The organism is Qipengyuania gaetbuli (assembly GCF_020171365.1).
GTDB lineage: Bacteria > Pseudomonadota > Alphaproteobacteria > Sphingomonadales > Sphingomonadaceae > Qipengyuania > Qipengyuania gaetbuli_B.
On sequence record NZ_JAIUZO010000002.1, the window covers coordinates 1,184,838 to 1,203,373 of the forward strand.

General features: G+C 65.9%; 14 protein-coding genes. 11 read left to right on the forward strand and 3 right to left on the reverse strand.

Features of this window, described 5'->3' with window-relative positions:
* Positions 1-8: 8 nt before the first annotated feature.
* The 7 genes from LCL94_RS06355 (at position 9) to LCL94_RS06385 (ending at position 10,920) form a co-directional block, all read left to right on the forward strand.
* Entirely contained in the window at positions 9-1,094 is a 1,086-nt protein-coding gene (locus LCL94_RS06355) for a YjgN family protein (protein WP_160608499.1), read from the forward strand.
* A complete protein-coding gene (locus tag LCL94_RS06360; protein WP_224831476.1) occupies positions 1,094-2,167 on the forward strand; it encodes a M48 family metallopeptidase in 1,074 nt (357 codons plus the stop codon). Before LCL94_RS06355 ends, LCL94_RS06360 begins: the two co-directional genes overlap by 1 nt.
* Positions 2,168-2,206: 39 nt before the next feature.
* On the forward strand, positions 2,207-2,956 hold the full coding sequence (locus LCL94_RS06365; RefSeq protein WP_224831477.1) for an alpha/beta fold hydrolase: 750 nt from the start codon (positions 2,207-2,209) through the stop codon (positions 2,954-2,956).
* Positions 2,953-3,789: a tetratricopeptide repeat protein gene (locus LCL94_RS06370; RefSeq protein ID WP_224831478.1), complete on the forward strand. Its 837-nt coding sequence runs from the start codon at positions 2,953-2,955 to the stop codon at positions 3,787-3,789. The genes LCL94_RS06365 and LCL94_RS06370 overlap by 4 nt, the downstream gene beginning before the upstream one ends.
* Positions 3,786-4,760 (forward strand): LLM class flavin-dependent oxidoreductase, encoded by a 975-nt coding sequence (locus LCL94_RS06375; RefSeq protein ID WP_224831479.1) that lies wholly within the window; start codon positions 3,786-3,788, stop codon positions 4,758-4,760. The genes LCL94_RS06370 and LCL94_RS06375 overlap by 4 nt, the downstream gene beginning before the upstream one ends.
* Positions 4,761-4,933: 173 nt before the next feature.
* Complete coding sequence (locus LCL94_RS06380) at positions 4,934-9,640, forward strand: NAD-glutamate dehydrogenase (RefSeq protein WP_224831480.1); 4,707 nt, start codon at positions 4,934-4,936, stop codon at positions 9,638-9,640.
* Between the two features lie 53 nt (positions 9,641-9,693).
* Complete coding sequence (locus LCL94_RS06385; protein WP_224831481.1) at positions 9,694-10,920, forward strand: NAD(P)/FAD-dependent oxidoreductase; 1,227 nt, start codon at positions 9,694-9,696, stop codon at positions 10,918-10,920.
* Here LCL94_RS06385 and queG read toward each other — a convergent pair.
* Positions 10,904-11,917: a tRNA epoxyqueuosine(34) reductase QueG gene (queG, locus tag LCL94_RS06390; RefSeq protein ID WP_318245567.1), complete on the reverse strand. Its 1,014-nt coding sequence runs from the start codon at positions 11,915-11,917 to the stop codon at positions 10,904-10,906. The two genes, LCL94_RS06385 and queG, sit on opposite strands and share 17 nt — an antisense overlap.
* 92 nt (positions 11,918-12,009) lie before the next feature.
* On the opposite strand from queG, the gene LCL94_RS06395 reads away from it, so the two are divergent.
* From LCL94_RS06395 to msrB, 4 genes are all read left to right on the forward strand, one after another.
* Positions 12,010-13,008, forward strand: a complete 999-nt coding sequence (locus tag LCL94_RS06395) for an ABC transporter ATP-binding protein (RefSeq protein ID WP_224831482.1) — start codon at positions 12,010-12,012, stop codon at positions 13,006-13,008.
* Positions 13,008-14,225, forward strand: coding sequence for an ABC transporter permease (locus tag LCL94_RS06400; RefSeq protein WP_224831483.1), 1,218 nt, complete (start codon positions 13,008-13,010; stop codon positions 14,223-14,225). The genes LCL94_RS06395 and LCL94_RS06400 overlap by 1 nt, the downstream gene beginning before the upstream one ends.
* A gap of 143 nt (positions 14,226-14,368) precedes the next feature.
* Positions 14,369-15,706: a cytochrome P450 gene (locus tag LCL94_RS06405; protein ID WP_224831484.1), complete on the forward strand. Its 1,338-nt coding sequence runs from the start codon at positions 14,369-14,371 to the stop codon at positions 15,704-15,706.
* Positions 15,707-15,760: 54 nt separating this feature from the next.
* The gene (gene msrB / locus LCL94_RS06410) at positions 15,761-16,267 is read left to right on the forward strand and encodes a peptide-methionine (R)-S-oxide reductase MsrB (protein WP_224831485.1); all 507 of its coding nucleotides are present in this window, start codon (positions 15,761-15,763) and stop codon (positions 16,265-16,267) included.
* Here the strand turns inward: msrB and LCL94_RS06415 are convergent.
* Complete coding sequence (locus tag LCL94_RS06415; RefSeq protein WP_224831486.1) at positions 16,233-18,056, reverse strand: hypothetical protein; 1,824 nt, start codon at positions 18,054-18,056, stop codon at positions 16,233-16,235. The genes msrB and LCL94_RS06415 overlap by 35 nt on opposite strands.
* Positions 18,053-18,457: a GtrA family protein gene (locus tag LCL94_RS06420; protein WP_224831487.1), complete on the reverse strand. Its 405-nt coding sequence runs from the start codon at positions 18,455-18,457 to the stop codon at positions 18,053-18,055. Before LCL94_RS06420 ends, LCL94_RS06415 begins: the two co-directional genes overlap by 4 nt.
* Positions 18,458-18,536: the final 79 nt, after the last annotated feature.

An 18,536-nucleotide genomic window follows, 5' to 3' on the forward strand; every position in this document is an offset into this window, starting at 1 on the left:
CAACTACTATGGAACAGGGACATATCGAGGCGGATAGCGCCTTCGGTTTCGACGGCAATTGGCAGGATTTCGCGAAGATCGCCTTCCCCAACTTGCTGCTGACCATCGTCACGCTGGGTATCTACCGCTTCTGGGCGACCACGCGTGAACGCAAGTATCTCTGGTCGCACAGCCGCTTCGTCGACGAACGACTGGAATGGACGGGGACGGGTAAGGAACTGTTCATCGGCTTTGCCTTGGTGCTCGGCCTGTTCGTACTGCCGGTCTTCCTGCTCAACCTGGTCGCCCAGTCGCTGATAGCGCGCGGCTACGAAGTCGCCGGTGCCATCCTCGGTATCCTGCCGCTGCTGCTGCTGTTCTACCTGACCGGCCTCGCGCGCTTCCGGGCGCTGCGCTACCGCCTGTCACGCACCCGCTGGCGCGGCATTCGCGGCGGCAGCAACGACCCGGGCTTCAAATACGGCCTGTCCTACATGTGGAAGACCTTCGTCGGCTATTTGCCTGCAGGCCTGCTCATCCCCTGGTCGATGACCAGCCTGTGGAACGAGCGCATGGGCAAGATGAGCTTCGGCCCGCACCACTTCGAATCAAGCGCCGACAGCGGCAATGTCTTCGGCCGCTTCCTGTTGTTCTACCTGTCGCCCTTCGTATTCTTCATCGGCGCGATCGTGGCCGGCGCCACCGGTGCCTTTGCCGGCTATGGCCTCGGCGGAGAAAGCGGCGCTGCCATGGGCGGTGTCGCGATGATCGTGGCGCTCGTGCTGTTCTTCTACATTGGCCTCGGCCTGATCGCGGTGGCCTTCTATGCCAAGTTCTACCGCGAGGTCGTCGGCTCGACGAGCTGGGGCGACCTGCGCTTCAATTTCGAGGCCTCGACCATGGACTGGGTCAAGCTGCTGATCGGCGACGCGCTGCTGGTGGTCCTCACGCTCGGCATCGGTTTCATCTTCCTCAGCTATCGCCACTGGAAGTTCTTCATGACCCACATGGAAGCCGGCGGCGAAATCCTGCTCGACGACCTGACCCAGTCGACCACCGCCACTGCGAAGCATGGCGAGGGGCTGCTCGACGCATTCGACATCGGCGCGATCTGATGCACGACGAGGCATTCCAGCTGGCGGCCCAGTGGTACGACGGACAGAATGCCGTCCGCCACGAAGGCGAGGCGGTGTGGGACGGGGGCGACAGCCTCCGTCTCGCCGCGCCGACGAGCCGGATGGACGTGCCGTTGTCGGACCTCGCCTGGGGCGAGGAACGCGCCGGGCAGAAAGTCTACCAGCGCACGAGCGAGCCCGACTTCCGGCTCATCCTGCCGGCCGAACTTCCCGCAGGCCTTGCCGCGCGCATGCCGGCCAAGGCGACGTATGGCGCCTGGGTCGACAATCTCGGTCTCGGCAAGGCGACCGCCATCTTCGGCGCGGTCAGCGTTGCAGCCGTGGCGCTGTTCATGACCGCGCCCGACTGGCTGGGCCCGCGCGTGCCGGTGACCTGGGAACGCAAGCTGGGCGATGCCATGATCGGCGACTTCGGCGGCAGGCTGTGCAGCACGCCCGCAGGCGATGCGGCCATGGCGAAGCTGCTTGATTCGGTCGATCCGGCCAAGGAACAGGTCCGCGCCGGTGTCGCCAATATCGGCATGGTCAATGCCGTCGCCGTACCCGGCGGGCGTGTCCTCCTGTTCGACGGGCTGGTCCAGCAGGCCGAAACGCCCGAGGAACTGGCCGGCGTCCTCGGCCACGAAGTCGGCCATGTGCGCGAACGCCACGTGATGACGGCGCTGCTGCGCCAGTTCGGCCTGTCGATCCTGCTTTCGGGCGCGAATTCGGGCGTGGGCGACACGATCTTCGGCCTCGCCTCCATGGGCTATTCGCGCGACGCCGAGCGCGAGGCGGACGAATATTCGCGCGCCCGCATGGCGGAAAGCGACATCTCTCCCCTCGGCGCTGCCGAATTCTTCGAGCGGCTCGGCGGAGACGAGGAAGAGAGCGAGGGCAGCAATATCACCGGCTGGATCGCCAGCCACCCGGGCCCCGGCGAACGCGCCCGCGCCTATCGCGCGGCGGCCAAGGGCAAGAGCTTCAAGCCGGTGCTGACCGACAAGGAATTCCAGGCCATCAAGTCGATGTGCCGCGAGGACCCCGATGTCGAGGAGTTCGAATTCTTCTAGGCTTGCATTGGCGGTCGCTGGGAGCGACAGCATGAGGCCATGAGCGACAAGCAATTCCACACGATGCCCGACGGGCGGCGCATCGCCTTCCGCCATACGCCCGGTAGTGGCCCGACGCTGGTCTTCCTGCCCGGCTACATGTCCGACATGGAAGGCGGCAAGGCCACCGCCCTGTTCGACTGGGCGCAGGCGCAAGGCCGCGCCTGCCTGCTGCTCGACTATTCCGGCTGCGGCGCGAGCGTGGGCGATTTCGCCGACGGCACGCTCACGCGCTGGACGCAGGAAGTGGTCGCGCTGGTCGAGGCACGGGCCGAAAGGAATGTGGTCCTGATCGGCTCCTCCATGGGCGGCTGGCTGATGCTGCTGGCAGGGCTTGCCCTGGGCGAAAGGCTCGCAGGGCTCGTCGGTATTGCTGCCGCACCCGACTTTACCGAATGGGGATATTCCGAGGCGGACAAGCACGCCCTGTCCGCGGGGCAGACGGTCTACGAAGACAATCCCTACGGCCCCGACCCGACCCCGATGCACGCAGGCTTCTGGACGGACGGGCAGGCGCAGCACCAGCTGACCGGCCCGATCGCGATCGATGTCCCGGCAAGGCTCCTGCACGGCCAGTGCGATGCCGACGTGCCGTGGCAAATCAGCATGGAGCTGGCCGGTGCCCTGCGTTCGGATGCGGTTCAACTGACCTTTATCAAGGATGGCGACCACCGCCTCTCGCGCCCGCAGGACATCGCCCTGCTGCTGCGCACCGTGGGCGGATTGCTAGACGATCTGGAACGCCAATGACCCTTCTTGCCGCACCGCTCGCCATCCTGCTGATGCAGGTCGGACCCAATCCCACCGCCGGCGGGATGCCGGGTATTCCCGACGAGCTCGCCGATCGCCCGCCGCGCGAAGAGACGGTCGACGAGGTGAAGCGCGCGCGGCTCGGCTCGTGCCTCAGGCAGGCATCCTCCACGCCCAACGAGGCGCTCGATTACGCGCAGCGCTGGCGCGAGACGGCTGCCGACGAGCTGGAAATGGCGCAGTCGGCTCACTGCCTGGGACTTGCTCTCGTCAGGCTCGGCCGCACGTCCGAAGCCCGTGAGATCTTCGAACTGGCGAGCGCGGAAGCCCCTGCCGACAACCTCGCCTATGCCGCGCGTTTGACCGCGATGGCCGGTAATGCCGCGCTGGCCGGCGAAGACCTTGAAGGGGCGCTGGTGCTGCTCGACCGTGCGGGCGGGCAGGCGCAGGCCGCCGGTGACGGCCCGCTTGCAGCCGACCTCAGGGTCGACCTCGCCCGCGTGCTGGTCCGGCTCGACCGTGCCGACGATGCCGCATCCGCGCTGACCGAAGCGCGCGAGGCAGACGGCGACGATCCGCAGGCGTGGCTGCTCTCGGCCACGCTGTCGCGCCGCATGGCCCGGCTGGGCGAAGCGCAGCAGCAGATCGAGCGCGCGGCCCTCCTCGCCCCGCGCGATCCTATGGTCGGACTGGAAGCGGGCGTGATCGCCGCGCTTTCGGGGCGCGAGGCCGATGCCCGCGCCAGTTTCCAGTCGGTACTGGAAGTCGCGCCGGACAGCCCGCAGGCCGGGCAGGCGCGCAGCTATCTCGAACAGCTGGAGCCGCAGGAGTGACCGCCTATTCCGTGCTCGACCTCGTGCCGGTCCGTGAAGGCGGCACGCTGACGGAAGCCTTCGCTGCCGCCCGCGACCTGGCGCAGGCAGCCGAGCGCTTGGGCTGCAAGCGCTACTGGGTGGCCGAGCACCACGCCATGGAAGGCATCGCTGGCGGTGCCACCTCAGTCGTGCTCGCCCATATCGGCAATGCCACCAGCACCATCCGCATCGGTTCGGGCGGGATCATGCTGCCCAATCACACGCCGTTCCAGATTGCCGAACAGTTCGGCACGCTCGACGCGCTGTTTCCCGGGCGGATCGACCTGGGGCTTGGCCGTGCACCGGGCGCCGGTCCCGAACTCCAGCGCGCGCTGCGCAAGGATCTCCACCGTGCTGCCGAAATGTTCCCGCAAGACGTGGTCGAGCTGCAGGCCTTCATGGCCGGCAATACGACGATCCACCCCACCCCCGGGATCGGTGCGCGGCCCGAATTCTGGATGCTAGGCTCGAGCCTGTTCGGCGCGCAGCTCGCTGCAAGGCTCGGCATGCCCTATGCCTTCGCCAGCCACTTCGCGCCGGACCATCTGGATGCAGCGCTGGAAATCTACCGCCGCGACTTCCAGCCGTCAGAAGCCTGCGCGCAGCCCCATGTGATGGCCGCGATGAACCTGTTCTGTGCCGAAACGGAGGAGGAGGCGGAAACACTGGCGACCTCGCAATTGCAGGCCTTCGTGGCGCTGCGTACGGGCCAGCCTTCCAAGCTCAAGCCGCCCGTGAAAGGCTATCGCGCACAGTTGCCGCCCACGGCGCAGGCCATGCTCGCCCATATCGGCCAGGCCAGCGCGATCGGCACACCCGACCAATGCGCCGCCAGCATCGCCGCCTTTGTGAAGCGCACCGGCGCAGACGAGATTATCTTCGCCGGCCCGACCTTCGATCCGGCGGAGCGCATCGCCTCGCTCGAACGGGCGCTTGCCGCACTCGCCTGAAAGCCCCCCGGTGCGACGCTACGGAATCGGCGCGAATACGTTTGCGAATTTCCTTGAGGCCAGCCTTGCGGCGGCTCTCCAACAGGCCTAATCGCCCTCCATCGGGTAATGCCCGACGACTCACAAATTACACGGCTGCGAAATGATCGTACGCCCGCATGCGAGAGGCCCCCATGGGTTCGAAAAAGGCCGACAAGGCGAGCAGCAGCACCACCATGACTCCCCACGCCAAGGCAATCGCGCAGCACATGCGCGACTCGCTGCTTCCGGGAGACACGCCGTTCGACCAGGCGCATTTCGACGAGGCAGCAGCCTTCCTTGCGGAAACCGCCGACAAGCGCCGCCCGGGCGAACCGGCCATCGCGATCCAGTCGATCAGCGAGGACCGCCGCTTCACGCGCATTGCTATCGTCAATGACGACATGCCGTTCCTGGTCGATTCCACGGCGGCCGCAATCGCTGCCATGGGCCTTGCCATCGACCGCCTGATCCACCCGGTCGTGCCGGTCGAACGCAAGTCCGACGGCACGCTTGCGCGGGTCGACGAAGGCGAGCCGGAAGACGCCTTCTGGGAATCGATGATCTACCTCGAGGCTCCGCGCGTCGATGCCAAGCGCCGCCAGGCGATCGAGGAAACGCTCAACGAAACGCTGGCCGACGTGCGCGCCGCCGTTGCCGACTGGCCCCAACTCCAGGCCGCCATGGCGACCGATGCAAAGCGGATCGAGGACGAGGAAGGCGCAGCCCTTCTCGAATGGCTCAATTCGGGCATGCTGACCCAGCTCGGCCATGTCGTGCGCCGCCGCGACGGCACGCAAGAAGGCGGGCTGGGTATATGCCGCAAGGGCGCGCGCAACCTGCTGGTGGACGCCAGCTACGAGCGCGCTTTCGCCTGGTTCGAAAGCAAGGGCGAAGCCCGTACCCCGCTCATCATCAAGGCGAACCACGCATCGCGCGTCCATCGCCATGTGCCGCTCGACCTGTTCCTCGTGCCCGTGCGCGAAGGCAAGAAGATCGTCGCGCTGTCGGTTCATGCAGGCGTGTGGACCAGCGCCGCGCTAGCCTCGCCGCCGCGCAATGTGCCGATCCTGCGCCAGCGGCTCGAACAGATCCGCGAAGACCTGAATTTCGACGAGACCGGTCATGCAGGCAAGGCGCTGGTCCACGCGCTGACCGCCCTGCCGCACGATCTGGTCATCGGTTTTTCCGAAGCAGACACGGCACGCATCGCCACCACGATGATGAGCCTCGTCGACCGCCCGCGCCCGCGCCTTGCGCTGGTCGAGGCGCCGCTGGCCCGCCACCTCTTCGCCTTCGTGTGGATGCCGCGCGACATGCTGGCAACACAGGTCCGCCTGCAGATCCTCGCCCTGCTCGAAGAAGGCGCGAAGGCGCGCCTGCTCGACTGGAGCCTCGAGGTCGAAGGCGGCAACCTTGCCATGCTGCGCTTCGTGCTCGACATCCGCGACGGCTCGAAATCGCCCGACGAACAGGCGCTGGAACAGCAGCTGCAGACCCTGCTGCGCGGCTGGAGCGAAGCGGTGGAAACCGAATTGCTCGCCTTCGAGGAAAAGGGCCGCGCCGCCGCGCTTGCCATGCGCTTTGCCGAGGCATTCCCGACCGCTTACCGCGCCCGTTTCGGCCCGCGCGAAGCGGCCGAGGACATTTCGCGCCTGCGCGCGCTCGGCCACCACGCCGACGAGGAAGAGGATGCACCCCATCGCGGCGCGCGCCTCTACCTGTGCGACCGCGACGACGAGCGCTGCTTGCGACTCAAGCTGTACCAGGCGGAAGGCAGCCTGCCGCTGTCGGATGCGGTCCCGGCGCTCGAGAACTTCGGCTTCCATGTCCGCTCCGAAATGCCGACCGTGCTCGAAGACGGACGCCTCGGCACCATCCACGACTTCGCGCTGCAGCTTGCTCCCGGCATCGACGCCGAAGTGCTGGTCGAACGCGCCGGTGACATCGAGGAGGCCATCGGCGCCGTCCTCAACGGCCATGCCGAGGACGACGTGTTCAACCGCCTCGTGGTCGAGGCTGGCCTCGGTGCGCAAGAAACCGACTGGCTGCGCGCCTTCTACCGCTACCTGCGCCAGGCAGGCATGGGCTTCACCATCTACACGGTGGTCGACGCGCTAGCGAAGGCCGCGGATATCACGCGCGGCCTCATCGCCCTGTTCACCGCCCGGCACGACCCGGCATTCGAAGGGAACCGTGAAGACGCGATCAAGGAGGCGCGCGACACGATCAAGCGCGCCCTGTCTAGGGTGAAGGCGATCAACGACGACCGCCTGCTGCGCCTTTACAATGCGCTGATCGACGCGATCCTGCGCACCAACGCCTTCGCCCCCGCAGCGGCCGAAGCGCTGGCGTTCAAGATCGACAGCTCGCTCGTTCCCGGCCTGCCGAAGCCCGTTCCGTGGCGCGAGATCTGGGTCTATTCGCGCCGCGTGGAAGGCATCCACTTGCGCTCGGGTCCGGTGGCTCGCGGCGGCCTGCGCTGGTCCGACCGGCGCGACGACTTCCGCACCGAAATCCTCGGCCTGATGAAGGCCCAGCGGGTGAAGAATGCGGTCATCGTCCCGGCAGGGGCAAAGGGCGGCTTCTATCCCAAGCAGCTGCCCGACCCATCGATCGACCGTGATGGCTGGGCCGCGGAAGGCAAGGGCAGCTACCAGGCCTTCATCCGCACGCTGCTGTCGGTCACCGACAACATCGTCGACGACAAGGTCGTACACCCCCAAAGCGTGGTCATCACCGATGGCGAGGACCCCTATTTCGTGGTCGCCGCCGACAAGGGCACGGCCAGCTTCTCCGACGTCGCCAATGCGATTGCGGAAAGCCGCGACTTCTGGCTCGACGACGCCTTCGCGAGCGGCGGCTCCAAGGGTTACGACCACAAGGCCATGGGCATCACCGCCAAGGGTGCATGGGTCAGCGTCCAGCGCCACTTCCTCGAAATGGGCATCGACGTGCAGAGCGAGCCGGTGCAGGTCGTGGGCTGCGGCGACATGTCGGGCGACGTGTTCGGCAACGGCATGCTGCTCTCCAAGGCAATCAAGCTGGTCGCCGCCTTCGACCACCGCCACATCTTCCTCGATCCCGATCCCGATCCGGCCAGGAGCTGGAAGGAGCGCAAGCGCATGTTCGACTTGCCCCGTTCGAGCTGGGAGGATTACGACGCCAGCCTCATCTCCAAGGGTGGCGGCGTCTATTCGCGCGGCGCAAAGTCGATCAAGCTGTCGAAGGCGATGCAGAAGCTGCTCGGCATCGAGCAGTCCGAGATCGAGCCCGAGGCACTGATTTCCGCCATCCTCAAGGCTCCGGTCGACCTCGTCTGGTTCGGCGGCATCGGCACCTACATCAAGGCCGGGACGGAGAATAACGTCCAGGTCGGCGACCCGGCGAACGACGTGCTGCGCGTTGATGCGAAGGAAGTGCGCGCCCGCGTCATCGGCGAAGGTGCGAACCTCGGCGTCACGCAGGCAGGCCGCATCGAGTATTCCCTGAACGGCGGGCGCTGCAACACCGACTTCATCGACAATTCGGCCGGCGTGGACTGTTCGGACAACGAGGTGAACATCAAGATCGCGCTGGCCGCTGCCAAGCGCGCGGGCCGCCTGTCCGAACCCAAGCGCGTTGCGCTGCTCGAATCGATGACCGACGAGGTGTCGGCGATCGTGCTCGAGGATAACCGCCTGCAGGCACTCGCCCTGTCGATTGCCGAAATGGGCGGGGCGCGCGCCATGGCGTCGCAGCTTCACCTGATCGAGACGCTGGAAGACGGCGGCAATCTCGACCGCCGGACCGAAGGCCTCGCCGACAACCAGACCTTGCAGCGCCGTGCTGCCGACGGCACCGGACTGACCCGTCCCGAGCTCGCCGTGCTGCTCTCAAGCGCCAAGCTGGTCCTGCAGGACGCGATCGAGGCGAGCGACCTGCCCGACGACCCGATCCTGCACGACCTGCTGATGCGCAGCTTCCCGGAGCCGATGCGCGGCAAGTTTCGCCAGCAGATCGAGAACCATCGTTTGCGCCGCGAAATCATCGCGACCAAGCTCGCCAATGCGATGGTCAACCGCCTCGGCATCATCCACCCGTTCGAACTGGCGGAAGAAGAAGGTGTCGAACTGTCCGAAGTGGCAGGGGCCTTCGTTGCCGCCGCGCATTTGTTCGACCTGCGCTCGATCTGGGCGGAGCTCGACACGGCCAAGATGGAAGAATCGGCGCGGCTGTTGCTGTTCGACCGTCTTGCCGCTGCAGTCGGCAACCTCATGTCCGACGTGCTGCGCACCGGTGCCGGCCGCGTCCAGCCCGCCCGCATGGTGGAAGAGCTGGGCAAGAACGTGGCGCTGCTGGTGAAGTCCACGGACGAGCTGCTCGGCAGCGAGCTCAAGACCCAGTCGCGCAGCCTGCACGAAACCTTCACTAAGGCCGGTGCGCCCGATGCGATTGCATCGCACATCACGCACATCTTCGATCTCGACGGTTCGGTGGGCCTCGCCAAGCTGGCAGCGGACACGGGCATCGACCCGCTGCCGCTGACCCACGGCTTCTCCGATATCGGTGCCAGCCTGGGGATCGACTGGGCGCAAGGCACCGCTGCCCTGATGAACCCGTCGGACGTGTGGGAACGCCTGCTGGTGTCGGGCATCGCGCGCGATTTCCAGCAGATGCGCCTCGAGTTGCTGCGCCGTCTCTCGCGCCGCAAGGATGCAAAGGACGACATGCGCGGCGTGGTCGACGCCTGGGTTGCGGACCACCATGCGGCGGTGCGCCAGTTCCGCTCGATGGTCGACCGCGCGCAGTCGCAGACGCCCGTGGCGCCTGCCATGCTCGCCCAGATCGCCAGCATGGCGCGCAACCTGCTGGCGCGCTGAGCGGACGCGGGAAAGCTTGACCGGGCTGGCGTTTGCGGCCAGCCCTGCGCGTCATGGAGCATTTCGACGTCGTCATCGTGGGATCGGGTCACGGCGGAGCGCAGGCGGCAATCGCCTTGCGCCAGGCGGGGCACGAGGACAGCATCCTCATCGCCAGCCGCGACCGCAACCCGCCCTATGAGCGCCCGCCGCTGTCGAAGGATTACCTCGCCGGCGAGAAGCCCTTCGAGAAAATCCTCATCCGGCCGGAGAAGTTCTGGGCCGAGCGCAATGTCACGCTCCGGCTCGGCGCCAACGCCAACGAGGTCGATCCGCTGGCGCACACGCTGGCACTATCGGACGATACCAAGGTCACGTACCGCAAGCTGATCTGGGCGGCCGGCGGCGATGCGCGGCGCCTGTCATGCCCGGGCGCCGACCTCGGCGGCATGCACACGATCCGCAACCGGCGCGACACCGATGCGCTCAAGAGCGAGATCGAGGCCGGTGCAAAACGCGCCGTCATCGTGGGCGCGGGTTATATCGGGCTCGAAGCTGCTGCCGTGCTGCGCAAGATGGACTGCGCGGTGACGGTGGTCGAAATGCAGGACCGGGTACTGGCCCGTGTCGCAGGCCCCGAACTTTCTACCTTCTATGCCGACGAGCACCGCAGCCACGGTGTCGATCTGAGGCTCGAAACCGGGGTGGAGCGGATCGAGGGCGAGAACGGCCGCGTGACGGGGGTGACCCTGTCTACCGGCGAGACCATCCCTTGCGAGATCGTGATCGTCGGCATCGGGATCGTGCCATCGGTCGGCCCCCTGATTGCGGCGGGCGCTGCCGGCAGCAACGGGGTCGATGTCGACAGCTTCTGCCGCACCTCGCTCGATGATGTCTACGCGATCGGCGACTGCGCCGCCCACGCCAACCCCTACGCTGGCAATGCCGTGATCCGGCTGGAATCGGTCCAGAATGCCAACGACATGGCGAGCGTGGCGGCCAAGTCGATCATGGGCGACAAGCAGGACTATGACGCCGTGCCATGGTTCTGGTCGAACCAGTACGACCTGCGGCTCCAGACCGTCGGCCTTTCGCTGGGCCATGATGCCTGCGTGCTGCGCGGCGATCCGGCGGATCGCAAGTTCTCGGTGATCTACACGAAGGAAGGCTGCGTCATCGCGCTCGACTGCGTGAACAATACGCGCGATTACGCGCAGGGGCGCAAGCTGGTCGAGACGCGGGCCGAGATCGACCCTGCACTGCTCGCCGACACCACCGTGGCGCTCAAGGAAATGATCTGAGCCGTGCCGCCGCCCAATGGGCGGCATCGGCGACGACCGGATCGGGATCGGTGCGCAAGCGCTCGACCTGTGCCAAAAGCCCGGCATTTCCGCTGTTCCCGGCCGCATAGAGGCAGTTGCGCACGAAACGGTCGCGCCCGATCCGCTTGATCGGGGAGCCGGAGAAGAACTGGCGGAAGCCCGCATCGTCGAATTCCAGGAACCGCACGAGATCGGGCGCAACCAGCTCGTCGCGCGGTGCCAGTTTCAAATGGCGGTGGGCCGTATCGGCGAACTTGTTCCACGGGCACACCGCAAGGCAATCGTCGCAGCCATAGATCCGGTTGCCCAGCGCGGCACGCAACTCCTCGTCGACCGGCCCCTTGTGCTCGATCGTGAGGTAGGAAATGCACCGTCTTGCATCGAGCCGGTAGGGCCCGGGAAAAGCATCGGTCGGGCAGGCGTCCTGGCAGGCCCGGCACGAACCGCAGCGGTCACGGCCCGGTGCGTCGGGCTCGAACTCCAGCGTCGAATAGATTGCACCGAGGAACAGCCAGCTGCCATGTTCGCGGCTGACCATGTTGGTATGCTTGCCCTGCCAGCCGAGCCCGGCAGCCTCGCCCAGCGGCTTTTCCATTACCGGGGCGGTATCCACGAACACCTTGAGCTCGCTGTTGGGGGCGCGCGCGATCAGCCAGCGGGCGAGCGCCTTCAGCGCCTTCTTCACCACATCGTGATAGTCGCGGCCCTGGGCATAGACGGAAATCCGCGCCTTCTCGGGGTCGCCTTCCAGCGCGAGCGGATCGACATCGGGGGCGTAGCTCATGCCGAGGGCGATGACGCTCCGCGCATCCGGCCAGAGCCCCTGCGGCGAAGCGCGTTCGGCCTTGCGCGTCTCCATCCACTCCATCGATCCGTGGCAGCCTTCGCCCAGCCATTCTTCGAGCCGCTCGGCGCGCAAGGGATCGGTGGCGGCCGCCGTGAAGCCGCAGGCCGCAAAGCCCAGCGCGCGGGCCACGGCCCTCAATTCCTGCTGCAGGACCTCCAGAGACGCGGTCTTAACCAAACTTGCTGTTGCTCCCGTTCACTTCGCGCGGTTAACTCGCGGTCATGCTTACCGAGCCCGACGCCGTCCCGCGAGCCCACGACACCAGCTCGCCCCCACTTGCAATCGAGGCGCGCGGTCTCGTCAAGCGGTTCGACCGGACGCTGGCGGTGGACGGGGTCGACATATCCGTCCCCGAGGGTGCGATCTACGGCATTCTGGGGCCGAACGGCGCGGGCAAGACGACCACGCTGAGAATGCTGCTCGGCATCATCGACCCTGACGAAGGCGTGCGGCGCGTCTTCGGGCACGAGCGCCCGCACGAAATCGCGCGCTGGATCGGCTATTTGCCCGAAGAGCGTGGCCTCTACCCGTCGATGAAGTGCGACGAGGCGATCGGCTTCATGGGAGCCCTGCGCGGCCTGCCCGTGGAAGAAGGCCGCCGCCGCGGGCGCGAACTGCTCGAAGGCCACGGCCTCGGCCACGCGGTCGACAAGCAGATCCGCCAGCTGTCCAAGGGCATGGCACAGACGGTCCAGCTGCTCGGCACGCTGGTCCACAAGCCGAAGCTGGTGGTGCTCGACGAGCCTTTCAGCGGTCTCGACGCCATCAACCAGGGCAAGCTCGAAGGCCTGATCCGCGAAATGGCGGAGGCAGGGACCACGGTCATCTTCTCGACCCACGTCATCCACCATGCAGAGCGCCTGTGCGACGACGTGGCGATCATTGCCGGGGGCAAGGTACCCTATGCCGGTTCGGTCGACGTCGCGCGCGACCGCATCCCCGCACAGGTCAGGCTGGAGACAGCGAATGGCGAAGGCGAATGGCGCAGCGCGCTGCCCGACACCGCCCGCCACGACAAGAAAGCCCACGGGGGACATTTCTGGTACTTCCCGGTGCCCGAGAGCGGCATCGAGGTGCTGCTCAAGAGGCTAATCGATGGCGGTGCGGGCATATTGTCGCTCTCGATCGAGCGGGCCGGCCTGCACGACGCTTTCGTCGAAATCGCTGGCGAGGCAGCGGCACGCGCCCTCGACGAGGATGCAGCAGGGGAGATCGCATAATGGCCGACGCAAGCCGCCTTCCGCTGTGGCGCGCAGCGATGGTCATCGCCCGCCGCGACTTTCGCGCGATTCTGTTTTCCAAGGCGTTCCTGTTCTTCCTGCTGGGCCCGATCTTCTTCGGGGCAATCAGCCTGATGGCCGGCACGCTCGGTGCAAAGGCGGCCGAAAGCGCCGATCCGCCGCGCCTTGCCGTGGTCCTGAGCGAGGACGAGGGCGCTGCCTTCGCCGCCGCTCATGCAAGGCTGGAAGATGCCGTCTCGCTGCCGGAAATCGCCGTGGTCGGCACGGACGAGCCGCGCGAGGCGGATCGCCTGCTGTCGGACACTTCGCGCAATTTCGGCGCAGTGGTGACCGGCACGCTCGAAGCGCCCGAACTGTCCGGAACCGAGGAACGGATCGACCGCTGGCGCGGTCAAGTGGCCTTGCTCGCCGCCGAGGCCCAAGGCGGCAAGACCGCCGAGCTTCCGGAAGTTGCGCTGAAGCCGACAGCAACCAGCGTCGCTACTATTCGCAGCGCACAGACGGCTACCGCCACGGGCGCCATCACGCTGCTGTTCCTCCTGACGATGCTGCTCGCCGGCATGGTGCTGTCGAATCTGGTCGAGGAGAAGGCCAACAAGATCATCGAAATCCTTGCCGCCGCCATCCCGATGGACGCCGTGTTCTACGGCAAGCTCTTCGCCATGCTCGGCGTCAGCTTCGTGGGCATCGCGGTCTGGGGCGGCATTGCCGGCACGATCCTGTGGCTCGGTGGCTCGGCGCTGGGGCCGGTTCCGACCCCGGCGGTGGGCTGGCCGCTGTTCGTGATCCTTTTCGTGACCTATTTCGCCACCGCCTATCTCCTGATCGGCTCGGTCTTCCTCACCATCGGTTCGATGGCGCCGACGGTGCGCGACGTGCAAACGCTTTCGATGCCGGCAACCATCCTCCAGCTCGCGGTCTTCTTCCTGGCGACCTATGCGCTGAGCGATGCGGGTTCGCCGGTCGAACTCTTCGCCGTCGCGTTCCCCGTGTCCTCGCCATACGCGATGGTTGCACGCGCAGCGCAGTCACCCGTGCTGTGGACCCATCTTGCCGCGATCGCCTGGCAGTTGCTGTGGGTTGCAATTTTCGTGAAGGTCGGCTCGGGCCTGTTCCGCAAGCTGGTCATGAAATCGGGTGCCGGCGGTAAGACGAAAAAGGCCTGGTTCGGCATCGGGCGAACGGCCAAGGGCTGACTTCGTCGCATCGGTGCAATCCGTCGGCAGTGGCGGTGATTAGGTTCCTTTTTGCAACTCGCTATTGACACGAGTGTCAGTTGAGGCAGGATTGCCGGCGAGAGGAAAGGCGTCACGAGAGTCGCCGCCGCTAGGAGAGAGACATGGCCACCGCTGCAATAGCCCGCCCCGAAGTGCGCTCGAGCCCCACAGCCTACGAGGCGCTGAAGAAGCATTTCGAGGAACACCCCGAGGAGCGCTTCGAGCATCCCCACAAGTGGGACGTGAGCCGCAGCGATATCTACGCCGAGAACACCTGGCATCCGATCTTCCGCGAAATGCGCGCGGCAGGTCCGCTCCACTACATTCCCGAAAGCCCCTTCGGCCCCTATTGGGCCGTGGTCAGCCACAAGGCCATCCAGCATATCGAGGCGCTGCCCGATATCTTCTCGTCCAGCTGGGAACATGGCGGCATCACGATCCTCAACCGGCTGACCGAGGAAGAGCTCGCCGAAGCCGGTGAAGACAGCCGCGAGCTGCCGATGTTCATTGCCATGGACCGCCCGCAGCACACCGGCCAGCGCCGCACCGTCGCGCCCAAGTTCACGCCCAGCGGCATGGCCGAGATGGAAGGCGAGATCCGCCAGCGCACCGGCGAACTGCTCGATTCGCTCCCGCGCGGCGAAGTGTTCGACTGGGTCGACAAGGTCTCCATCGAACTGACCACCGGCATGCTGGCGATCCTGTTCGGCTTCCCGTGGGAAGACCGCCGCCTGCTGACCTTCTGGTCCGACTGGTCGGGCGACACCGAGCTCGCCTCGGTCCGCGCGCTCGACAAGGTGCGCTGGGAAATCCTCAAGGAGATGGGCGCCTATTTCCAGACGCTGTGGGTGGAACGCACCCATGACAAGGAACCGGGCGACGATCTCATCTCGATGATGATCCATTCCGAGGCGATGAACCAGATGCGCCCCGAGGAATTCATGGGCAACCTCGTGCTGCTCATCGTGGGTGGCAACGACACCACGCGCAATTCCATGAGCGGGATCATCTACCAGCTCGACAAGAATCCTGACCAGCGCAAGCTGTTCGAACAGCAGCCGGAACTCATTCCCAATGCAGTGCAGGAAATCCTGCGCATGCAGACCCCGCTCGCGCATATGCGCCGGACCTGCACCGAAGATACCGAGGTCTTCGGCCAGACCATCAAGAAGGGCGACAAGGTCGTGCTGTGGTACCTATCGGCAAACCGCGACGAGGAAGTGTTCGACAATCCGGACAAGCTCGACATCACGCGCGAGAATGCCCGCCGTCACATCGCCTTCGGCTACGGCATCCACCGCTGCGTCGGCGCCCGCCTCGCCGAGCTGCAGCTGCGCGTGCTGCTTGAAGAGCTGCACAAGCGCCGGATGCGCGTGCACCTGGCGGGCGACATCGAACGCGTCCGCGCAAACTTCGTCCACGGCTTCCGCAAGCTCGAGGTCGAAATCACCGAGTTCTGACGGACTGGCCCGGCGGGTGAAACCTTTCGCCCGCCGGACACGTATCTAAAGGGTATGGACACCCGGAACGATTTCCCGCTCTCGCGCCGCAGCCTGCTTGCCGGGCTCGCCATTGGCGCGTCGCTGCCGATCCTTGCCGCCTGCGGTGCCTCGCCCGCGCAGGCCAAGAACTTTCCCGTTTCGCTTACCGAGGCGCAGTGGCGCGGCAAGCTGTCCAAGGGCGAGTTCTACGTGCTCCGCCAAGCAGGCACAGAACGCCCCTATTCCTCGCCGCTCAATGACGAGAAGCGCAGCGGGACCTTCGTGTGCGCCGGCTGCGGCAATGCGCTCTACAGTTCGAAGACCAAGTTCGAATCCGGCACCGGCTGGCCGAGTTTCTACGCCGCAATCGACCGCGGCGCAGTGGGAACCAGTACCGACTACAAGCTCGGCTATCCGCGCACGGAAGTGCACTGTGCCGATTGCGGCGGGCACCTGGGGCACATTTTCAACGACGGCCCCCGCCCCACCGGCAAGCGCCATTGCATCAACGGGATTGCAATGGATTTCCGTCCGGCCTGACCCGCCAGACCCTGATGGCGGTAGGAGCCGTCGAAGGGATTTCCTCAAGCCAATCAAGTGCATCGCCAGCGATCAGCCGTGCGATAAGGCTCGTGTCCCCGCCATATCGTGCAAGGTTGCCGGCTTCGGCCAGCTCCGGGCAGATCGCGATGTAATCGACGGGTCGCCGCTCCATGATTGCCAAAGCATCCTCCGGCGAACCGGTGAAGGCGTCGAGCACATCGCGCATCGCGGCATTGGCCCTGTGGTGTCCCGTGGCCACGACGGAATGTGGCGTGTTGAGCAGGAAATAGGGGCCGACATCGAAGTGGGTGAGCACTATTCCCGGCTCCAGCGTGGGGAACGGGTCTGGCTGTACTGCAGGACCACAACGGGATTCGCGTAGGTTCACCGAAGCCCTACCATCGCTCGAAGAGGGATCAGGTACAGCCGTCTGCGGCAAGAGGGCTTTCGCCAGGGCGACTGGCGCAGCAGGCATGAGCGCAAGATAAAGGCCGAGGGCGGCGACCAGGCGGCCCGACAATGCGCCCGAACCAAGCACTCGCTGCAGGAGGGAGGAGGCCAGCCAGCCGATCGGGACCGCGCCAACGATGCCGACATAATAGAACGAGCGGTGGGTGAGCGCGGCTGCAGCCACCGCTGCGAGCAGGATGACCGTGTATTCGATCCACCACAGGCGCAGCCAGTCGCGGCTGCGCAGGACAAGGGCAATCGAAGCACCGAGCGCGACCAGCATCTGGAGCGATTTTCCGATCGCAACATCCGCGTCCTGCCGCCAGATCGGTACGCCTTCACGAACATTGGCGTACCACAGGTCCATCACGATGGGATCGAGGGATGCGAAGGGCGATGCCAGGCACTGCCGCCCGGTAAGGGCAATTACAGCCAGGCCCGCGGCTGCAACAACCGCGAACAGTATCACGAGCACAGGCAAGGTGAGCCGCTGCAGCCGCGCAATCAGGCTGGTGCCGAGCGCTGCTACCGCAAAGAACCCGACGTGCGGCGCAGAGATCGCGTCGCAGTAGACCGGGCTCGTCAGCGCGACAGGGCCCTTGGTCAGGGCAAACAGCAAGGCAATCGTGGCGGCCAGCGCCTGCATGTACGTTACGAGCCAGATCCTCTGGCGATAGTCGATTGCCCAGCGCAGGAAGAGCACCAGCGCAAAAACCGCAGCCATCGGCAGGACTTCGAGGGAAATCGTGGCTCCGACGCCCATGGCCATGCCGGCAATGGCCCCGCCGCGGCGGGCGGTACGCCAGGAAAGCGCCCACAGGGCAATGGCAACGACCATGATCTGCCACGCATGGTGGTCTATCCTCAGCGGCTGCATCTCGACCAGCAGAAGGGGCCACAGCGCCACCACCACACAGGCAAGTATGGCCGTCTGGCGGTCGAAGAGTCGCCAGGCCAGCCGTCCGATAACCTGAAGCGTAATGAACAACAGGCACAGCGGGACGATGATGGCTGCGGCGACTTCCGCCTGCGCCTCGCCAATGAGAGGCGTCAGCGCAAGGATCAGGAGAGCGAGCGGAACATCGACAATGCGCGACCAGTGCATCGGCACCCCGTCGGGTGGCGCGATACGGTGCTGCGTGACGTCGAACCAGGATTGTCCCGCAAGCAGGTCTCTAACCTGCAGCAGTCGAAGCACATCATCCGGATCGGGGAACAGCAGCCTGCCGAGATATGGCCAGGCAATGATGGTCAGGAGGCTCGCAACCACCAGCCAAAGGAGCGCCATCGCGCCAGCAGGCCGGGCATCTTGACGCAGCCGCCGGTCGACCGTCATGAACGTTCGGCCGGCGCAAAAACCACAGCTTTGCGCAAGAGGTATGTGACGGCGAAGCTGATCACGATAGCGGCCAGCTTCGATCCTCGCGGGTCGAGCCCCGCCTGACTTCCGAGCGCGACTATCGCGGTTGTCAGTCCCAGTCCGACAAGGGCGGACCCGACGAACAGCAGTTTCTGCCGGCCTCGCCCTTCGCCGGGCGCAGCCAGCCCGTCATGGAAGACAGCACGGCTGGATAGCAACCAATGCACGAGAATTCCTGCCGAATACCCCGATGCGGCGGCCAGGGCCGCGTTCATGCTTGCCGCGAGGAGCACGAGGAAGCTGCCCATGTCCACGGCCAGCGCGGCAACGCTGGCAAGCACATAGCGTATCAGGCGCACGTCGCGCAGCCGGATCAATGCTTGGAACAAGGCCCCCCCAAGGTCGTCAGCAGGCTGGCAAGCCTGCCTCGATTACGGCTCGATCATGACAAGACAT

What these genes read in the sequence shown, in the direction of transcription:
- LCL94_RS06415 (WP_224831486.1), bottom strand. Translation starts at nt 18,056, where the DNA reads ATGACGGTCGACCGGCGGCTGCGTCAAGATGCCCGGCCTGCTGGCGCG.
- LCL94_RS06385 (WP_224831481.1), top strand. Translation starts at nt 9,694, where the DNA reads ATGGAGCATTTCGACGTCGTCATCGTGGGATCGGGTCACGGCGGAGCG.
- LCL94_RS06355 (WP_160608499.1), top strand. Translation starts at nt 9, where the DNA reads ATGGAACAGGGACATATCGAGGCGGATAGCGCCTTCGGTTTCGACGGC.
- LCL94_RS06395 (WP_224831482.1), top strand. Translation starts at nt 12,010, where the DNA reads ATGCTTACCGAGCCCGACGCCGTCCCGCGAGCCCACGACACCAGCTCG.
- LCL94_RS06370 (WP_224831478.1), top strand. Translation starts at nt 2,953, where the DNA reads ATGACCCTTCTTGCCGCACCGCTCGCCATCCTGCTGATGCAGGTCGGA.
- msrB (WP_224831485.1), top strand. Translation starts at nt 15,761, where the DNA reads ATGGACACCCGGAACGATTTCCCGCTCTCGCGCCGCAGCCTGCTTGCC.
- LCL94_RS06360 (WP_224831476.1), top strand. Translation starts at nt 1,094, where the DNA reads ATGCACGACGAGGCATTCCAGCTGGCGGCCCAGTGGTACGACGGACAG.
- LCL94_RS06380 (WP_224831480.1), top strand. Translation starts at nt 4,934, where the DNA reads ATGGGTTCGAAAAAGGCCGACAAGGCGAGCAGCAGCACCACCATGACT.
- LCL94_RS06400 (WP_224831483.1), top strand. Translation starts at nt 13,008, where the DNA reads ATGGCCGACGCAAGCCGCCTTCCGCTGTGGCGCGCAGCGATGGTCATC.
- LCL94_RS06405 (WP_224831484.1), top strand. Translation starts at nt 14,369, where the DNA reads ATGGCCACCGCTGCAATAGCCCGCCCCGAAGTGCGCTCGAGCCCCACA.
- LCL94_RS06365 (WP_224831477.1), top strand. Translation starts at nt 2,207, where the DNA reads ATGAGCGACAAGCAATTCCACACGATGCCCGACGGGCGGCGCATCGCC.